This is a genomic window from Leptospira paudalimensis (genome assembly GCF_026151345.1).
Classification (GTDB): Bacteria; Spirochaetota; Leptospiria; order Leptospirales; family Leptospiraceae; genus Leptospira_A; species Leptospira_A paudalimensis.
Genome location: NZ_JAMQPR010000001.1, coordinates 2667785 through 2687924, shown reverse-complemented (window position 1 = coordinate 2687924; position 20140 = coordinate 2667785). Strand labels below are relative to the sequence as shown.

Here is a 20140-nt window from a genome sequence, read left to right as displayed (position 1 = left end):
ATTTACAGTTCCTCCGTTCCCATTGAAATGGGAATATATGCCGTTCCCTCTCTCCAGAACCGAGTTAGAGAAAGAAATCAAAACTTTGTTCTCCAATGGACTTTCGGGGAATGTGAACGATTTTACCTCTTGGGTGTTTATGGAAACCCAGAGAAAATTCAAAGATGTACCAAACGTCACTTTGGAAACAGTCACGACAGTGATGGATGAGTTTGTCAAAGACGGACTCATCACCACAAACCCCATTGACCCACGAGAGTATTACATTACGGACGAGTCTCCTATCATCCGCAAGATGGGAACATCAGAATCTTTTGTGATCCTCGGAGCACTTCACTATAACCCGATGCAATATGTGCGAGCAAGGCTTGCCTATTTTCTCAAACGGAATGGAATTGATGAAGAGTTACGGATGGATCTATGCATTGCCACTGTGGAAGCCGTAGAAAATGCCGCAAAGTATGGTGATGGTGGTGGTGTGGAAGTAACCTTTCAAATTGATAAACAAAAAGTCTTTAGCATTGAAATGATCAATACCGTAAAAGATTTTAATTTAGAAGATGATATCCAAAGGGGTAAATTTTCTTCCACAGCAACACTGATGCGCGGAATGATGGTCATGCAAAAACTTTTTGATTCAGTGGACTTAGAGATCACTGATAACAGAAAACAAGCTATCCTAAAAGCAACTCGTAAACTAACATAGGTTCCTATGGCAAATTTCAAAATGGTTTCTCCTTTCAAAGCTGCCGGAGACCAAGTGAAAGCAATTGAAAATATTGCGAAGTCATTCGGTGAAGGTAAAAATAAAATCACCCTCGTGGGTGTGACAGGTTCAGGGAAAACCTTTACGATGGCTGAGGTCATCACCCGAGTCAAAAAACCAACACTGATATTATCTCATAACAAAACCTTAGCTGCACAATTATTTCGTGAGTTTAAGGAATTTTTTCCTGAAAATGCCGTAGAATATTTTGTATCCTATTACGATTATTACCAACCTGAAGCTTACGTGCCATCATCGGATACATTTATCGAAAAAGATATGTCGATGAATGAAGAGATCGACAAACTCAGGTTACGTGCAACATCAAGTTTATTAGAACGTGATGATGTGATCATTGTTAGTTCTGTGTCTTGTATTTATGGTTTGGGTTCCCCTGAAGATTATATGAACTCGGTTGTCATGTTACATGTAGGTGATAAAATCGATCGTGACCAAATCATTCGTAAGTTTTTACACATCCAATATGCAAGAAACGATATTGATTTTAGTCGTGGGAATTTCCGAGTTCGTGGAGATACCATTGAAATTATGCCTTCTTACCAAGAGGAGGGAATTCGAATCGAACTCTTTGGTGATGAAATAGACGGACTTTCCAAAATTGATCCACTCACCGGAAAGGTAAAAACCAAACTGGACCGAGTGGTTGTGTACCCTGCAAAACACTTCATTACTTCCGGCCCAAAAATCAAAGATGCCATTGAAAAAATCAAAGAAGAGATGGCGGCCCAAAAAGAGTATTTTTTAAAACAAGGAAAACACTTAGAAGCCGAACGAATTGAATCTCGTACGAATTACGACATGGAAATGTTACTCGAACTTGGGTATTGTAGTGGGATTGAAAACTATTCGAGGCATTTGACAGGAAGGTCGGAAGGAGAAAGGCCTGCCTGTTTACTCGATTATTTTCCTAGTAAAGATTTTTTACTCATCATTGACGAGTCACACGTAACTCTCCCACAAATTGGTGGGATGTATGCAGGTGATAGATCCAGAAAACAAACGTTAGTTGAGTTTGGTTTTCGTCTACCAAGTGCCCTTGACAATCGTCCACTTAACTTTGTGGAATTTGAATCCATGACACCAAGGACTTTGTATGTATCTGCCACACCCGATACAAACGAACTCGAAAAAAGTGAAGCGGTATTTGAACAAATCATTCGCCCTACGGGACTTCTTGATCCAATTGTGGAAGTAAGACCAACCACCAATCAAATTGAAGACTTACTCAATGAAATTCGAATACGGATCGAACAAAAGGAAAGAATCCTTATCACCACTTTGACTAAAAAAATGTCAGAAGATTTAACTGATTATTACAAAGAAGTGGGTCTAAAAATCGCTTACTTACATTCAGAAATTGATACCATCGAAAGAACGGAAATCATCCGAGATTTACGTAGAGGTGTTTATGATTGTATCGTCGGGATCAATTTACTCCGTGAAGGTTTGGATATTCCAGAAGTATCTCTTGTTGCCATCCTTGATGCAGACAAAGAAGGTTTTTTGCGTAATTACAAATCTCTGATTCAGACCATTGGTCGAGCTGCAAGGAACGTAAATGGAAAGGCAATTTTGTATGCGGATCGAATGACTGATTCCATCAAAAAAGCAATAAGTGAAACGGAGAGACGTCGATTGATCCAGGAGTCGCATAACCAAAAAATGGGTATCACTCCACAAACAATCAAAAAGGAAATTCACGATATCCTTCCGAGAGAGATGGCGGAAGAGGATAGCAAAGAAGAAGCCTTAAAAGATTTAGAAAAAGAATTTACATTGAAGAAATACAAAACCAAAGACAAGTTACGTGAAGCATTAAAACGAGAAATGTTACGTTATGCTCAAGATTTGGATTTTGAAAAAGCTGCTATGTTTCGTGACAAAATGTTAGCACTCGGCCCAGATAAAATCGAATCATAAGGAAGGATACGGATTGGAAACAAATGAATTTTGGGAAAACCCAACCAAATTGGCAAGACTAGAAGATACTTTACCGAAACAGATCTTTTTACTTCCGATCAAAGTACGACCTGTTTTTCCTGGAATCATTACACCTCTTATCGTTCCTCCAGGTAGGTTCATTCAGTCCATTGAAGAGTCATCCAAAGGTGCTGGATTCTTAGGCCTCATCTTGTTAAAGGAAGATGAATCTGAACTTCCTTCTGAAGATAATATTTTCCAAATCGGTGTTGTTGCTAGGATTTTAAAAAAAATCAACCTACCAGATGGTGGGATGAATATTTTGGTGAATACGATCCAACGATTTAAAATCAATTCCATCCATACCAAAGAACCAATGTTAATTGCCAATGTGAGTTACCCAGAAGAAGAATTGGGTACAAGTAAAAATAACATCAAAGCATTGATGCGAACATTACTGATTTTGACTAAAGAACTCGCACAAAACAATCCATTATTCACAGAAGATATGAAGTTAACCATGATGAATGTGAATGAACCAGCTAAGATGGCTGATTTTGTTTGTTCCATTCTCAATTTGGAAAAAGAAGAATATCAATCTGTCATTGAAGCCATTCCAATCAATGATCGACTCGAAAAAGTTTTACTTTTTTTAAAGAAAGAAATTGAACTAGTCGTTTTACAGAAAAAAATCCAAGAACAAATCAATGATAAAATTGATAACCAACAAAGACAGTTTTTCCTAAGGGAACAATTGAAGGCAATTCAACAAGAGTTAGGTGTTGGTGAAGACAAAACAGAACAAAAATATGATAAACTCCTCACTCGTTTAAAATCCATTCCTGTTGCGGAAGAGATCATTGTTGAAGTGGAACGAGAGATAGATAAATTCAAAAACTCAGATCCAATTTCCAGTGATTATAATGTGATTCGAAATTATTTGGATTTAGTGGATAGTTTGCCTTGGGAAAAACCGGAAGCAAAAGATATCAACTTACTTAATGCCAAAAAAGTTTTAAACCGTGACCATCATAAGTTAGAAGATGTAAAGGAAAGGATTTTAGAATTCTTAGCAGTTCACAAATTAAATCCGAAAAGTAAAGGTTCCATTCTTTGTTTAGTAGGACCTCCTGGTGTTGGAAAAACTTCGATTGCAAAATCCATTGCAGAAGCACTCGGACGAAAGTTTTACCGTTTTTCTGTGGGTGGTGTGAGAGATGAGGCTGAGATCAAAGGCCATAGGCGAACCTACATAGGTGCGATGCCAGGGAAACTCATCAATGCACTAAAAATCACGAAAGAGCGTGATACTGTGATTTTGTTAGATGAGATTGATAAGATGTCACAAGGTTACCAAGGAGACCCACAAGCGGCTCTTCTTGAGGTTCTGGACCCAGAACAAAACTTTAATTTTAGAGACCATTACTTAGATCTTCCATTTGATTTGTCGGATGTACTGTTTATTGCCACTGCCAATACCTTTGAACCCATTCCAAGAGTTTTACTCGATCGTATGGAAGTGATCCAACTTTCAGGTTACATCACAGAAGAAAAGGTTCAAATCTTTCAAAAGTATTTGTGGAGTAAAATCTTCATTAAAAATGGATTAAATCCTGATTTGTTTTCGATGAAAAAGGAAACTGTGAGCCATCTCATCAACTCCTATTCTAGAGAATCGGGATTACGTGGACTTGAAAAAACTTTCGATAAATTGGTTCGTAAACTTGCCCTTAAACAAGTGTTAAAGGAAAAGTATTCCAAAGAAATTCGTGAAAAAGATTTGGTCGAATATTTAGGACCTCCACCGTTTGTGGACGACCGTATGACAATTCCAAAAGTTCCAGGGACGGCTCTTGGACTTGCTTGGACCAATGCAGGTGGATCAACACTTCTCATTGAAGCTGTCCTCATCCCAGGAAAGGGAGGTTTGACTCTCACCGGACAAATGGGAAAAATGATGGAAGAGTCAGCAAACATTGCTTTGTCGTTTGTGAAAAACTATTTGAACAACGATGCGTTGTTTGAGAAAAAAGCCATCCACTTACACGTACCAGATGGTGCAACTCCCAAAGATGGTCCAAGTGCTGGGATCACAATGGCAACAGCCATATTATCACTTGTCTCTAATCGTATCGTAAACCCTGGTTTTGGTATGACTGGTGAGTTAACTTTAACTGGTGAGGTATTGGCAATTGGTGGATTACGTGAAAAAATTGTAGCCGCCAAACGAGTTGGAATTAAAAAAATTATCTTTCCAAAAGATAATGAAAAAGCATTCCAAGAAATCCCTGATTACGTGAAAAAAGGTGTTACCTTCTATCCAGTCACTCGTTTTGAAGAAGTGGAATCATTGGTTTTTCCTAAAACAAAGAGTAAGAAAAAATGAACTATAAAAATAATTCCTTTTATTTGATTTTAGAAGTTTTATATGGTCATCTAATCGATATTTTGCGATTCTTTTGGAAAAAGAAGAACCAGGTTTTGACAATTGGATTCCTTGTTGGAATTTTTCTCAGTTTTTTCTTCTTGGCAGGTGCTTACGTCGTTTGGTCTGGCGAAGAAACAAGGGTACATAAATCATTAGAGAAATACCGATCAGAAGTATCCAATTTTTATGATAGTTTCCAACCCAAGTCTGTAAAAATTCTGGATCGAAGTGGGAAAGTGATGGGTGAATTTTATCGCCGTAATTTTCGCCCGATTCGAACTGATAATTTAAGAAAACATAACGTAATCGTTTGGGCAGTACTTTCCTCTGAAGATAGAGAATTTTTTTCCCATTCAGGCATTAATTACACGGCAATCTTACGTGCAGTTGTTACAAACTTAGTCCAATTTAGGTTGTCACAAGGTGGATCTACCATCTCACAGCAGTTAGCAAAACTAACTCTCAATCTAGGAAAACGAAATTTATTCAATAAACTTACTGAGTTATATTGTACATTTTATATCGAAAGCCAATATTCGAAGGAAGAAATATTGGCAATGTATCTGAACCAAATTTTTTTGGGAGAAGGAAATACTGGTGTGGAAGAGGCGGCCAGATATTATTTTCGGAAACCTGCATCGGAACTTAGCCCTGAAGAAGCGGCACTTCTAGTAGGTATCATTCCAGCACCAAGTGTGTATAATCCTGTTCGGAATTTAGGAATTGCACTTTCTCGCCAAAAACGCGTGTTATACGATATGGCACGAAATCCGGAACTACATCCTTCACAAAAAGATATCCCTGTAAAATTTTCCGACTCTATCGAAGTCAATTTAAAACGGTTTCGAACGATTTATAAAGTGAAAGAATCAAAAGACGAAGATGGGAATCCAAAGTATTCAAGTGAAATTGGAAAATACGGTGCGGATAAAGACTTTCGTGTTAATTTAGCCCCAGATTTTAATGCTGAGATCAGAAGGTTCATTCTCGAGAAGTTTTCAAATGAGGATTTAGAGGAAAGGGGACTTCTTGTATATACTACCTTAGATTTGGAAAAACAAAGGTTCGCTGAAGAAGCATTGAGAATTGGTGTTGATTCTGTGCGTGCAGATCTCTCCAAACAAGAGTTAGAGTATCAAAGTAAAGGTAAAGCTGATTTAGCTGAAGTGACAAGAGGAATTTTACCGCAACTTAGTGGATCGATGATTTCGTTAGATCCAGAAACAGGAGATGTCGAAGCACTTGTAGGAGGTTATAAAATTTCCAATGTGTTTCGTTTTAATCGTGCTGAAGAAGCAAAACGTCAACCTGGATCCACAATCAAAGCTTTGGTATATGCATTGGCCTTTGAAAAACGAATCGTAAATCCATCCTCAAAAATCAAAGATGAGAAATTAGATATTTCAGGTTATTCACCAAAAAACTGGTATAAAGGTTATAAAGGAGAGATTACTGTCCGCCAAGCTTTAGCACAATCAGTCAATACGGTCTCTGTCAAATTATTACATGAAGTTGGGATTTCGTATTTCATTCAAAAATTAAGTGCCATTTTGTCCATACCTGAAGAGGAAGCAGAACAAAGATTCCAACGTAATCTTTCCCTGGCCCTTGGTTCAGGGGAACTGAGTCCAATGGAATTATCAACAATCTATGCGACACTCATGAATGGCGGAAGAAGAGTTACTCCTCGAAAGATTATCAAAATCACAGATATGGATGGGAACGAGTTTTACAATACAATTCCCAATGAAGCCGCAGAACAGATATTAGATCCTGTCGCTTGTGCAATGGCGATCAACACGTTACAGTCAGTACTCACAGAAGAAGGAACGATGACCCTTAAACGAAAGGAAGGGGAACCATTTTTGTATGCAGGGAAAACTGGAACAGTACAATCCCCTAAACTCAAATCATCGAAATGGAAAGGTATGAAAGGTGTGAGAGATGTTTGGTTTGCAGGTCTTACTCCGAGAAATGTAACTGTTGTTTGGGTAGGTCATGATGAGGGAGCACCTTTCCCTGGGTCAGGTTCCGGAGTTTCAGGTGGGATCTGGTATCGCTACATTCAAAATGTAAAATCCAAATTGGGAATGGGAAACCAACTCATTCCAAGTTTTGTCGGTGATTTTGTGAAGGTGGATGTTTGTGCTGATGATGGTACACTCATTGAAAATAATCCCGAGTATATTTGTAAAGTGCCACTTTATGCACAGTACTATTATATAGGTGATTTACCTCCCAAACGAATTGGATTTAATAAATCGGAACCACAACCTAATCCACTATCACAACCAAACAATATGGAAGAGGATGATTCAGAAATTTCAACGTATAATGCAGATGGATCCAAAACACAACCAGCAGCAGTTGATTCCGTTGAATTGGAACCACCGCTTATAGATAATCGGCGAGTTCGCTATAACGAAGAAAATCCTTAGACACTAGGTAATTTTCTTGGATTGACCATAAAAAGATCCAAGGTTTTCCCTCTGTGACGATTTCGATCACTTGTTTTGCATCAGAGAGACTTCGATTTGGTTTGTTTAAAATGGAACCAACGATTTGATTTTGATAAAAGGACCTATTTCCTCCATTACCGATTTTATCGGGATGGAAAACTGGGTCTAAAAAATTCCAAACAGAATCATAATCTGAATACCAAGTAAGTAATGTTAGGTCACCTTTGCCTTCTCCATTTTCTTTATACAAAGGAGCTTTTTCCATTGGCCTTAGTTTGATATTTAGACCAATTTCAGCTAACGCTTGTCTGATGGCTCTACCTTTTGTTTGGTTTTCATCATCTCCTCTCATGCGAAAATCAATTTCTTTCGTTAAAATATTGGGATAACAGTTTGATTTTTTGAGTTCAGAAATTGCCTTCTCTTTGTTATAAGTGATATCGTTTTGCTTCAGATGAAGATTCAGTTTTTCTAAATAGGGAATTGGGATCGGGCCATAGGTTAGGTCTGCATGGTTTTCTAATAATTTTTCGATGATCACTTCTCTGGGAATGCTTAAGTTCAGTGCATTACGGAAGTGGATGTCAAAACATGGATTGGTTTGATTGATAGTTACATACTGTACGGATCTTCCTTTTTTTGTCAGAGTGAATTGGGAAGTGGCTTCAGGGATAGAGAGTAAAAAATCAGATAGTTTGAAAGCATCAAGTTTTGATTTGCGGTATAAAAATAAGGATGTTGTGGATTGTGGTAAAATGAGAAAACGGATGGAATTTGGAAGATTTTTTGTTTCGTTGTATTGTGAAACCATATCGATATATTCATTTTTTTTCCATTCAATGAGTTTGTAATCTCCATAGGTTTGTAGGCGATTTTGTTCCCATTCTTTTTTCCCAATGATGGATGCAAATGGTAAACTAAACTTCTCTTTCCATTCTGCTTCCGAAGTCCCTTTTTGGAATCGAAACTCTAATTGCGATGGGGAAACGATATGAACCGATTTGAGAAAACGGTAATCTTCTTTACGTGGGTATGATTCTTGGATTAACCTTGCGAAACTAAAGTGGATGTCTTCAATGGGAGGGGCCTTTGTTCCTAACTGGACCACCAGGATTTCCTCTGTGGGACTCCCAAGTTTTTGTGATTTTTGGATCCAAGGGGAAACATAGGTATTTTTTTCTGCCTTAAACAGTCCCTGGTGTAGGAACTTAGCTAATTTTTGGCATGTTAAATCCGTACAAAACAATGGATCCAATTGGGCTGGATCCGATGGTAAGGCGATTTGGATCACAAACTCCTGTTTGTCTTTTCCACAAAAAGTGAGGGACAAGAGAAAGAAAACGAGGGATAAGGTTCTCATACGTGAAGATTTACCGAAAACTTTGGCCATATTTGGCAAAATACAAATACAGACTCAGTCTTGGAGTTTTTCTGTCTATATTTGTTTCTATTTTTAACGGGGCTTCTCTCACTTCATTCATTCCCATCTTTGATTCCTTAGGGTCAGGCGAAAATTATAAATTCCAAATTGCTCTTACAAAAAAAGACCAATCTCTTTTAGGTGAATACAAAAATCCAGATCGATTACAAGGGTTAACGTATTGGGAGTGGCAGTTTGCAAATTTAAAAGAAAAAACAAATGCCGAACTTGCTGAGAAAAAACCTGATGATTTGGTATATCTCTTTTGTCTGATTATCCTTCCTATTTACTTTTTGAAATTATTATGCCTAGCGGGTACTGTTTATTTTGTTAACTCAGCTGGATTACTTGCTGTCAAAGACCTAAGGCAAGCACTTTACCAAAAACTACAAGTATTACCTCTCAATGAATTTTATAGAGAAAAAACGGGAGTATTGATGAGTCGTGTGATCAACGATGTAGACATCGTTGGCAAGGTTGTATCAAACGATCTAAAAGATGCAATCAACGATTTTTTTTATATTATCACACATTTGATCATATTACTTGTGTTAAGTTGGAAATTATTCTTTTTACTTTTTATTGTGATCCCTTTGATTGTGGGACCTGTTAGTGCATTTGCAGACCGAATTCGAAGGACAACCAAAAACCAACAGGAACAATTATCGGAACTAAATGGTGACTTACAAGAAGTGATCTCGGGAATACGTGTAATTCGGGCTTTTTCAATGGAAGATAAGGAAGCAGAAAGATTTTTTAAAGTAAACCAAAACTTATCAGACAAAACTTTTAAAACTCATTTTTACCATCAAATAGGACCCGCCTTAACCGAGTTATCTGGATCTGTTGTAACGATGGTATTCCTTGGCATTGGGGCTTATTTATTGGAAGATGCAAGTTTTTCAAAAGGTATGTTCATTGCATTTTTTCTAACTTTGATTTTCCTAATGCGACCTCTCAAACAAATGAGTATTTTAGTGAACTTGATCCAAGCATCAGTGATTGCAAGTGATCGAGTTTTTGAAATTTTGGGACGAGAAGTTGACATCAAAGAACCAACTTCCCCAAAACCATTGGGGAAGTTAAGTCATGGCATTACTTATAAAAATGTTACTTATCTTTATCCAAATACAGATTTATACGCCTTAAAAAATATCAATCTGACTCTACCAAAGGGAGGGACCATCGCCATTGTTGGTTCTTCTGGAGCAGGTAAATCTACGCTTGTTGATTTACTACCAAGGTTGATTGATCCTACTGAGGGTGGAATCTATTGGGATGATGTAAATGCCAAAGATTTAAGTTTGGATAATTTACGCAAAAGGATCGGCGTTGTTTCGCAAAATATATTTTTATTCAATGGATCCATTCGTGAAAACATTGCCTATGGAAAACCTGATGCGACGGAAGAAGAAATCAGAAGAGCTGCAGAGGATGCATTTGCTTCCGAATTCATAGAATCATTTGAAGAAGGATATGATACGATCGTTGGTGAAAGGGGCGTTATGTTATCTGGAGGCCAAAGGCAAAGGATATCAATTGCACGAACCTTACTCGCTAATCCAGAAGTATTGATTTTAGATGAAGCCACATCCGCATTGGATACAGAATCAGAAAGATTAATCCAACAAGCATTTGTTCGATTGTATGAAAACAAAACCGTAATTATCATCGCTCACCGTTTATCCACAGTGAAAATTGCTGATACAATTTATTATTTAGAAAATGGTGAAATTGTAGAGAGTGGTAGTCACACAGAACTTTTGCAAAATCCGAATTCAAAATACAAACGTTTGTATGACATGCAATTCTCTAACTCAAATTAGTCGAAATTAAGCCAATCGACTTGTCCCACAATTAGGACAAAATTTTGCATTCGGAACAGAAACAAACGATCCACAGTTGGAACAAGTCCAATCTTTGTGAATCTTTGGCTGTTCTAATGTAACCAAATTTTTACTCTTTTCTATTAATGTAGATTCTACCGTTTCTAATTCTTCTATATAAGGGATGGATTGAGTTTGAAATTCTTCCTCAGTCAACTTTCCGGAATCAAAATCGGATCGGATGTCTTTTAACGAATCTAACAAGTTATTTTTTTTCTCATAAATTGCTCTCAACTGTGAATCCATTTCTTTACCAAAGGGAGACTCATCAACTTGGAATCTATAATAGAATACCAAAAAGGGAGCAATCAGAATGATTCCAAATAACACCGAATAGAAATATAAGAGAAAATCCATACGTTCAGAATTTGGACTTTTTATTTTTAGGCAATCTCTTTATCTTTGGTCTAAGAAGAGATTTACCATTTATGACTGTAACCAATTCATTGATTGAAGAAAAACTTAAAACTGCAGAAGAAATCGCCCAATTATTGCCAAATCATGTCACCTTGGGTTGTTCCGGTTTTACTCCCGCAGGTTACCCTAAACTCATCCCAGTTGCCTTTGCAAAACGAATCGAAGAAGAAAAAAAACTAGGGAAGTCATTTTCTATCAATTTGTATGCAGGTGCTTCCACCGGGGAAGAATTAGATGGAGCATTGGCGAAAACTGGTGCTTTGAAATTACGTATCCCATATCAATCCAATTCACATTTACGTAATTTAATCAACCAAGGGGAAACCGATTTTATAGACATGCACCTTTCTCATGTCGTGAAATACATCGAACATGGAATTTTGCCAAAAATTGATGTAGCAATAGTGGAAGCGATTGATGTAACAACTGATGGAAAAATTTATTTATCTACTTCTTCAGGAATGAGTGCGACTTACTTAAAAAATGCGGAATCAATTTATATTGAACTAACAGATACCCATCCTCTCGAACTAAAATCATATCATGATATCTATCTTCCAAGTCATCACATGAAAGGTGGACCAATTCCTATTATCAATCCAAGTGATCGAGTGGGTGAACCTTTTATCCAAGTTCCACCTGAGAAAATCAAAGGGATCGTTCGTTCCAGTAAACCCGATGCAGCTACAGTATTCAAAACACCTGATGCTGATTGCCAAAACATCGCTTCTCATGTTTTGGAATTTATCCAACACGAAATCAAAATGGGTAGGATTCCAAAAGAGTATCTGCCTTTCCAAAATGGAGTAGGGAATATTGCAAACGCCGTACTTGCAAGTATGGCAAAAGATCCAAAATTCCATGCGATCCAAATGTATACAGAAGTGGTCCAAGATTCAGTTTTTGATTTGATTGATGCTGGAAAATTAGAAATAGCATCTACTTCTGCTCTCACCTTTTCGGAGTTAGGTTTAAAAAGATTCCATGAAAATATTTCAGCTTGGAAATCAAAATTTGTCATTCGCCCGCAAGAAATTTCGAATCATCCAGAAGTCATTCGTCGTATGGGACTGATTGCAATGAATACAGCGATCGAAATTGATATCTATGGGAATGTAAATTCGACACATGTGATGGGCACTTCCATGATGAATGGTATCGGTGGTTCAGGGGACTTTACCAGAAATTCGCATTTGAGTATTTTTATGACACCTTCACTTGCAAAAGATGGAAATATTTCTGCGATTGTTCCAATGGTCTCACATACCGATCATAACGAACATTCAACAATGATATTTGTAACTGAAAATGGATTGGCAGACTTGCGAGGATGTCCTCCCAAAAAACGTGCGGAACTCATCATTGAAAAATGTGCTCATCCTATCTACCGAGATAAATTGAGAGCGTATTATGAAAATGCACTCAAAGTTTCGAAAGGCAAACACACACCACATGACCTAGAAAATGCATTATCATGGCATGTTCAATTTTTAAAATCAGGAAGTATGAAGTGATTGCAGTTATTGGATCAGGAATTACTGGATTAACTGCTTCTTGGGCCTTGAACAAATTTTTGGATGTCTCATTATATGAGAAACACCCTGAAGTAGGGATGGCGGCCTTTGGCGCCAAACAATTGATCAATGGAAGTGAAGTAGAGTTTGATATTCCATTTCGAACCATCAAAAGAGATTATTATCCAACTTTGTTCCAAGTCTACGATAAAGCAAACATCCAAACCAGAGTTGTTGATTATTCTTTTCGAGTTGATTCTAGTGATCAGGCTGTTTTTGGATTTTTTTCCAAAAATATATTTGGGAATCACTTTGGATTTCCAACTGCAGATGTTTTTTTATCCAAAAAAGGTAGGCTTATTTTTTCGGATTTATTGAAGTTTTATACAAATTCAAAAACAGATTGGAAAAATGAGAAACAAAACATAACTATTTTAGATTTTTTAAAGAAGTATCATTATTCAAATGAATTTATTTATGAGTTTTTGTTGCCTACCTTTGCTTTAGTAAACACTTGTAAGACGGAAACAGTTGCCCTTTATCCTGCGGAAACGATTATTGGATACCATTCCAGAGGTTATTCATACACACCGCAAGAAACAGCAAAATTTGGCACTCGAGATGTAGTCAATCGACTTACCTCGGGATTAAAACACATCCATTTGAATTCAAATATAAAACAAATTTATAAAAAGAATTCGAAAATCATCATTCAATTCGAAACGGAAGAAAAGGAATTTGATCATGTCATCCTTTCCACCCAAGCCAATCAGGCAAAAAATCTACTTGGGGAAGGTTACGATGAAGAAAAAGAAATTTTAAATGAATTTCGTTATGAAGCAAGTGATGTTGTATTACATACTGATCCGACTTATTTTAAGAACCCGAAAGTATCTTTAGTTTTTAATATACGAGATGGTTATGATAAACCCGAAGTAACTTTGGATTTGGGTAGAATTATCCCTGAATTAAAAGGCAAAAAAGTGTTCCAAACCTGGAACCCACATAAAATGCCTCATCAAAATGACGTTTTAAAATTAGCAAAATTTGAAAGACCAGTTATGGATGACCGAACAGGTAGAGCAATTGAACGTATATCTGCCTTACATACAAAAGCCAATTGTAATCTATGGTTATGTGGTTCATATTCCTTGTACGGAATTCCTTTGTTGGAAGCGGGAGCAAAATCAGCACTACAAGTAGTTTCAAAAATTTTAAATCAACCTGTTGATACAATCATTCAGAGATAATCATTTTTTGATTACATAGTAGTGGTAAGTAAGACCGAAAAATTTTGTGATTTTTTGTAAGACAATGCCAAACAGACGAAGTGAGAATTTCATTTGTTTGGAATTTTGTATAAACCCATTGATGACTGGTATCGTCCAATCGAATTGTTTTTCGATCCTAAAGCCTATGGTTTCTAATTCATGTTTTGTTTCAATCGGGGTTTTGATTTGGTTCGGTGGAATCAGGAATAATTTTAATAAGATGGGAAATGATATGTTTACTTTTTTGTCAGAATGGAATATGTTGAGAACTAACTTCCCTCCCGGTTTTAAAACTCGGAAGGCCTGGCGATAAAACTCTTCTATATTGTCAAAATGATAGGCAGCATCCACAGAAAAAACAAAATCAAATGTGTTTGCGGGAAGAGTTTTTATTTTTTCCCATCCTGCTTCGATAAAAGGATCTACCTTAACTCCATTATCATTAAATAACAGTTTTGCGAAGTCTGACTGTTCTCCTGGTAAATTGATTGCAGCAAGTTTCTTTGCAAGAAAAAAGTGTTTCCAATAGAGTAAACTCCCCCCAAGGCCCGATCCAACTTCCAATATGGAGGAATTTTTTGTAAGCCCACATTGTTTTGCAAATTCTGATACAAATTGAATCCCTGCTTGGTTGTACTCTGTGACTCCAATCCAATAGCCAAAATTGGAAACGTAGTAGGGTGATGATTGGGGTAGATCTGTAATGGGTAATTTTGAAAATGGGAAGGGGGTCATTTTTTTACTTGAAACTTTGGTATACCCTGCTGGGTATGTAGGTATGAGCCTTTCCGAAAACCAAACCAAACTCATCCATCGCATCAATCGTATCCAAGGGCAGCTGGAGGCGATCAAAAATACCATCGTAACAGAAGAACAGGACTGTGAAAAAGCGATCCTACTCCTAAAAGCTGCCCACCAAGCCATGAAAAAGTTCGGTGAAGCTTATATCCATGAATATATGGATACCTGTTTCAAAGAAAAGAAGTCCACTCAAAACATCGAAACAGACGTAAAAAAAGCCATTTCCGCTGCCTTTTCCCTTTAATCTTCCCATCCCTCTTTAAAATTCCCATGTAAAAAATACTTGCCAGATATACCCCGCCGGGTATATCTGGATTTAGGCTATATACTATAGGGGGTATGGTAATGTTCTTGGCTTCAACAAAAACATGGTATTTGGAGCGATTGGTATTTCTCATCGCTGGAGTTTTTAGTTTAGTAGGTGTTTCTCTTGGAACATATGTTTCACCTTGGTGGTTCCTCTTGAACTTACTTGTCGGAATGAACTTGGTTGTTTTTTCAACCATCGGTTTTTGCCCAATGGCAATTCTTTTGAACAAACTTGGTGTAGAGCCAAAGGTTAAGGATTAAACCAATGAAACTTTTCACTAGCTTTCTGCTTTTGATCACGCCGATTTATCTTTCTGCTGAAGGAGTCGGGTTTAGTGAACTCTGGAAACGAATCGAAGAAAATTCATCAGCAAGAAAATCCAAATATTTGGAGTGGAAAGCTGGTGAAATTGCAAAGGACAGATCCGACAAACACTGGTTACCTAGGGTTTATGCTGATCTTAGAACTTTTCAAACAAACGATCCTACTCTTAACTTTATGGGAAAATTAAGCCAAAGGAGTGCAACAGATGCTGATTTTTCAACTGCATCCACTCGTTATCGACCGGGTAATTTCCTAGATTCAAATAACCAACCTTACACAACTTTAAACCCAGATACTATGAATCTTTTTGCAAAAGATACATTAAATAATCCAGGTAACCACCAATATTCTAGAGGAACTCTTGGAATGGATTTGCCACTATATGAAGGTGGATCAGGTAAAACTTTTGCTGCAATGAATGAAAAAAGAAGTACGGGTTTAAAATTTGAATGGTTAGCAATCCGAGATAGAGAGTTTGCTCAAGCTGGATTTTATTACCGTGCCATTCAAAGTTTATATGAGTATCAAAAAAGACTCGAACAAATCAAAAAAATTGAGAGTCGATTCCAATCTAATTATTCCTTAGGCAATAAAGGAAACCCTGTTGGTTATGCAGGATACCTTGCATTAAAATCGATCAAAAACCAAATCTCTGTTTTGGAAAAACAATCTGAGTTACAAATCAAAGACTATAAAGATACTTTATATGTTTTATCCGATATGCCAGCAACTGATTTGGAAATTGTCGAATCTGACCTTAATGTCTTCTTGGATACTTATTTTAAACGACCGGTTGGATATGAAAGATCCAATCAGATGAACGCACAAATCAAGTATGCAGAAGGTGAAAAACTGAAAGCAGAAATGGAGATGGCTAAGTTTTTACCAAAAATCGGAGCCTATTCCGAAGCTTACGGATACCAGGGCAGTCGTAATATAGCAAATGCATACCAAGCAGGTGTGTATCTTCAAATGAATCTATACAATCCAAAAGATATGGGAGTTGTGGAAGAATCTAAGTTAAATGCTGAAGCTGCTCTCAAAAAAATAGAAGAAAAAACAAAAGAAGAAGAGACTCAAGTAAAATCATTAATTCAAAAAGAGATTTCACTCAAAGAAACTTTGGAACTCATAAGAGAGTCAATGAAATTCCAAGAAGAACAAGTGATCAATATGCAAAGATTATTCCAAAGTGGAGCAATCAATGCTATGCAATTTGCAGAGACTCTAAACAAATCATTAGATTTATCTCGAGTTTTAATGGAGACCGAAATTGCTCTTTTACAAGTGAGAACAGAAGTATCGATATTTTCAAAAAAGGAAGACACAAATGAATCCATTGGAAGAAATTAGGGCTGGATTTGCAGGGAAACTTGCAGAAACATTTTTACATTCAAGGTTAACTCCTGTCATAGCGATTGCAAGCTTGGTATTAGGTTTATTTGCTGTATACTTAACCCCAAAAGAAGAAGAACCACAGATTTCGGTTCCAATGATTGACATCCAAATTCCAAGCCCTGGATTTTCACCAGAAGAAACGGAAAGGAAAGTTACGGAACCTGTGGAACGTGCCGTTTGGGGACTTGAAGGTGTTGAATATATCTACTCCACTAGTAAGTGGCATGGAAGTTATATCACTGTTCGATTTAAAGTAGGCGAACCAATTGAACCATCACTCGTAAAAATCCATCATAAATTGATGGAGGCAAAAACTGTATTACCGAAAAATACTTTGCCTCCGATTGTAAAATCTTATTCAATTGATGACGTTCCCTTCCTAGCTCTCAGTTTTAGTTCAGAATCTTTAAATGATTATGAATTAAGACAAAAGGTTGGTCCTTTAGCAAGAGAATTGTCTTCAACACCAGACTTGGCAAGTGTGCAAATGTTGGGTGGATTGAAGAAAACAGTTCGAGTAAAAGTTGACCCCAGTTTATTAAGTCGATTTGGTGTTACAGCCATTGAAGTAGCAGAGAGTTTAAAACAAAATGATGCATTGATCCCAGCCGGAAAAAATTGGTCATCGGAATCTGTTGTCGATATGGAAGTTGGGGGTGTGCTTAGAAATATTGCGGATGTAAAACGATTACCTGTTGCCCAACGTGGTGGAAGAGTCGTGCGCATTCAGGATTTAGCCCAAGTGGAAGAGGGGCCGGAAGAAAGAACAAGGTCTTCTGTTTTGTATGACAAATCACTTGGTGAATCCAAACGAAATGCAGTAACGATTGTATTTGCGAAACGGAAAGGAACAAACGTTGTCAATTTATCCAAAGACTTAATTGAAAGAGCAGAATTATTCCAAAAAGATTTACCAAAAGAAATTAGTCTTAGCATCATTCGAGATTACGGAAGTACCGCAGAAGATAAATCCCATGAACTGATCGAACATTTGTTGATAGCAACGATTTCAGTAACAATTCTCATCGCACTATGGATGGGATGGAGATCAGCACTTGTTGTTGCAATAGCAATCCCTGTTACACTTGCGCTCACACTTGCCATTTATTACTTTCTTGGGTATACTCTAAACCGTGTTACACTATTTGCACTGATTTTTTCCATTGGGATTTTGGTTGATGATGCTATCGTTGTTGTGGAAAACATCGAACGCCATTTGGAAGAAAATCCGAAACTAGGTATCATCCGAGCAACACTCATTGCCGTATCAGAAGTGGGAAACCCTACCATCCTTGCTACCTTTACAGTGATTGCTGCTATTTTACCTATGGCCTTTGTAAGAGGACTTATGGGTCCTTATATGAAACCGATCCCTGTGGGTGCAAGTCTTGCGATGATATTATCTTTGATAGTTGCATTTGTCATCACTCCTTGGGCATCTGTTAGATTATTAAAAGAATCACATACTCATTCTGATAAAGAAGTGGGTCATAAAGTTTCCAAATTAGACCAACTTTACATCAGATTCACTAATTGGTTGTTAGGTACAAAGAAAAATGCTAGTCTCTTTGGAGCCATTACCATTGGATTATTAGTTGTTTCCATGGCTTTTGTAGCTTTCAAATGGGTAAAAGTCAAAATGTTACCTTTTGATAATAAAGAAGAATTCCAAGTTCTAATCGATTATGAACCTAAGACAACTTTAACACAGAGTATGTCCCAATCGGAAGGTTTAGCAAAGACACTATTACAAAATCCGAATGTAGAAAAGATACAAATCTTTGGTGGAGAAGCAGCTCCATTTTCATTCTCTGGGATGGTGAAACATTCATTCCTTCGAAATTTAGATTCGATGAATGACCTGCAAATCATCTTAAAGAATAAAAATGATCGTAAAGCTTCAAGTCACGAAATCATCGAATCACTACGAGGAGAGATTAAGTCCTTTGGTGAAAAAAATAATGCAGTGACAAAAGTTTTAGAAATCCCTCCAGGGCCTCCAGTGATGGCAACGATGGTAGCAGAAGTGTATGGTCCAAACGTTTCTGAGAGGAAAAAAGTAGCTGAGGAGATATACAATATCTTCAAAGAAGAACCAAGTGTAGTCGATTTGGATACTTCACTCCGAAATGGAAGACCCAAGATGGTTTATCCAATTGATTTTGATAAATCAGGACTCTATGGAATCAAAACTTCTGCACTTGCCTATACAGGTTCTTTACTTTTTTCAGAATCACCAATTGTTAGTTTGGCGACGGCTAAAGAACCGGAAGAAGTTTCCATCAACCTCTCGATGAAACAAAATGTTCGTAGTTCAAAATCTCCTTTCCAAAACCAAAACATCATGTCAATGGAATCGGGAGTTGTTTCTTCTGAAAGAGTCCTAGGAAATCCTTACTTAGAAGAAGACAGAGCTCTCTTTCGTAAAAACTTAAAACCTGTGAATTATGTGATGAGTGAACTTTCTGGTGAAGAAGAAGCTCCTGTGTATGGGATGTTAAAACTTGCCCCAAAAATTCAATATGAAACACAAACAGCAGATGTCCCTTGGAACACAACAAAACCTGTCATCAAATGGGACGGAGAATGGTTCATTACATACGAAGTATTCCGTGACTTAGGTGGTGCCTTTGCTGTCGTAATATTACTCATCTATGTTCTTGTGCTTGGATGGTTTAAAAGTTATACAGTGCCTCTTGTCATCATGGCACCAATTCCTATTTCACTCATTGGAATTTTGCCTGGTCACTGGGTGATGGGTGCTTATTTCACAGCAACATCCATGATTGGATTTATCGCAGGAGCTGGGATTATAGTCCGAAACTCAATCATCCTCGTAGATTTCATCGAAGGAGAGATTAAAAAAGGAGTCGAGTTAAAAGAAGCGGTAGTCCATGCAGGAGTCGTTAGGTTTCGACCTATGTTACTAACAGCCTCAGCGGTTGTTGTAGGTTCTTTTGTGATGTTATTTGATCCAATTTTCCAAGGTCTTGCCATCTCACTGATGTTTGGTGAAATTGCAGCCACAGTTCTAAGCCGATTTGCAGTGCCAGTGTTATACTATTGGTTCATTGGTAGGTCAAGACAAGGAGTGATCAAACACGGTTAATCAAATTAGAAACTCCAATTAAATAAAAAAAAGCTGAAGGTTTCCCTTCAGCTTTTGAATCTAAACCCAACATTTAAAATGGTTGGGTTTTTTGTT

At 37.3% G+C, this 20140-nt stretch carries 14 protein-coding genes; 11 read left to right on the top strand and 3 right to left on the bottom strand.

Going from position 1 to position 20140, the window contains the following annotated elements; translation table 11 throughout:
• Nucleotides 1–37: 37 nt before the first annotated feature.
• The 4 genes from ND855_RS12395 to ND855_RS12380 are packed head-to-tail and all read left to right on the top strand — an operon-like array spanning nt 38 to nt 7573.
• On the top strand, nt 38–706 hold the full coding sequence (locus ND855_RS12395; RefSeq protein ID WP_265358585.1) for an ATP-binding protein: 669 nt from the start codon (nt 38–40) through the stop codon (nt 704–706).
• A gap of 6 nt (nt 707–712) precedes the next feature.
• Complete coding sequence (gene uvrB, locus ND855_RS12390) at nt 713–2707, top strand: excinuclease ABC subunit UvrB (protein ID WP_265358584.1); 1995 nt, start codon at nt 713–715, stop codon at nt 2705–2707.
• A gap of 13 nt (nt 2708–2720) precedes the next feature.
• The gene (gene lon, locus ND855_RS12385) at nt 2721–5093 is read left to right on the top strand and encodes an endopeptidase La (protein ID WP_265358583.1); all 2373 of its coding nucleotides are present in this window, start codon (nt 2721–2723) and stop codon (nt 5091–5093) included.
• Nucleotides 5090–7573 (top strand): transglycosylase domain-containing protein, encoded by a 2484-nt coding sequence (locus ND855_RS12380; RefSeq protein ID WP_265358582.1) that lies wholly within the window; start codon nt 5090–5092, stop codon nt 7571–7573. Before lon ends, ND855_RS12380 begins: the two co-directional genes overlap by 4 nt.
• On the opposite strand, the gene ND855_RS12375 is transcribed toward ND855_RS12380, so the two are convergent.
• Nucleotides 7530–8954 carry an ABC transporter substrate-binding protein gene (locus tag ND855_RS12375; RefSeq protein ID WP_265358581.1) on the bottom strand — a complete coding sequence of 475 codons (1425 nt, stop codon included), beginning with the start codon at nt 8952–8954 and terminating at the stop codon, nt 7530–7532. The two genes, ND855_RS12380 and ND855_RS12375, sit on opposite strands and share 44 nt — an antisense overlap.
• Nucleotides 8955–8956: 2 nt before the next feature.
• Between ND855_RS12375 and ND855_RS12370 the strand changes: the two genes are divergently transcribed.
• On the top strand, nt 8957–10840 hold the full coding sequence (locus ND855_RS12370) for an ABC transporter ATP-binding protein (RefSeq protein WP_265358580.1): 1884 nt from the start codon (nt 8957–8959) through the stop codon (nt 10838–10840).
• Nucleotides 10841–10846: 6 nt separating this feature from the next.
• Here ND855_RS12370 and ND855_RS12365 read toward each other — a convergent pair whose 3' ends face one another.
• Nucleotides 10847–11257 carry a zinc ribbon domain-containing protein gene (locus ND855_RS12365; RefSeq protein WP_100726285.1) on the bottom strand — a complete coding sequence of 137 codons (411 nt, stop codon included), beginning with the start codon at nt 11255–11257 and terminating at the stop codon, nt 10847–10849.
• Nucleotides 11258–11328: 71 nt separating this feature from the next.
• Here ND855_RS12365 and ND855_RS12360 point away from each other — a divergent pair, with 71 nt between their 5' ends.
• Nucleotides 11329–12831: a succinate CoA transferase gene (locus ND855_RS12360; RefSeq protein WP_265358579.1), complete on the top strand. Its 1503-nt coding sequence runs from the start codon at nt 11329–11331 to the stop codon at nt 12829–12831.
• Nucleotides 12828–14081, top strand: coding sequence for an NAD(P)-binding protein (locus tag ND855_RS12355; RefSeq protein ID WP_265359397.1), 1254 nt, complete (start codon nt 12828–12830; stop codon nt 14079–14081). The genes ND855_RS12360 and ND855_RS12355 overlap by 4 nt, the downstream gene beginning before the upstream one ends.
• On the opposite strand, the gene ND855_RS12350 is transcribed toward ND855_RS12355, so the two are convergent.
• The gene (locus tag ND855_RS12350) at nt 14082–14837 is read right to left on the bottom strand and encodes a class I SAM-dependent methyltransferase (RefSeq protein WP_265358578.1); all 756 of its coding nucleotides are present in this window, start codon (nt 14835–14837) and stop codon (nt 14082–14084) included. It lies immediately after the preceding gene.
• Between the two features lie 43 nt (nt 14838–14880).
• Between ND855_RS12350 and ND855_RS12345 the strand changes: the two genes are divergently transcribed.
• The 4 genes from ND855_RS12345 to ND855_RS12330 all read left to right on the top strand — a co-directional run bounded on the left by ND855_RS12345 (nt 14881) and on the right by ND855_RS12330 (nt 20044).
• Nucleotides 14881–15147, top strand: coding sequence for a metal-sensitive transcriptional regulator (locus ND855_RS12345; RefSeq protein ID WP_100716315.1), 267 nt, complete (start codon nt 14881–14883; stop codon nt 15145–15147).
• A gap of 101 nt (nt 15148–15248) precedes the next feature.
• The gene (locus tag ND855_RS12340) at nt 15249–15473 is read left to right on the top strand and encodes a YgaP family membrane protein (RefSeq protein WP_265358577.1); all 225 of its coding nucleotides are present in this window, start codon (nt 15249–15251) and stop codon (nt 15471–15473) included.
• Nucleotides 15474–15477: 4 nt separating this feature from the next.
• A complete protein-coding gene (locus ND855_RS12335) occupies nt 15478–16890 on the top strand; it encodes a TolC family protein (RefSeq protein WP_265358576.1) in 1413 nt (470 codons plus the stop codon).
• Entirely contained in the window at nt 16868–20044 is a 3177-nt protein-coding gene (locus ND855_RS12330; protein ID WP_265358575.1) for an efflux RND transporter permease subunit, read from the top strand. Before ND855_RS12335 ends, ND855_RS12330 begins: the two co-directional genes overlap by 23 nt.
• Nucleotides 20045–20140 lie beyond the last annotated feature (96 nt).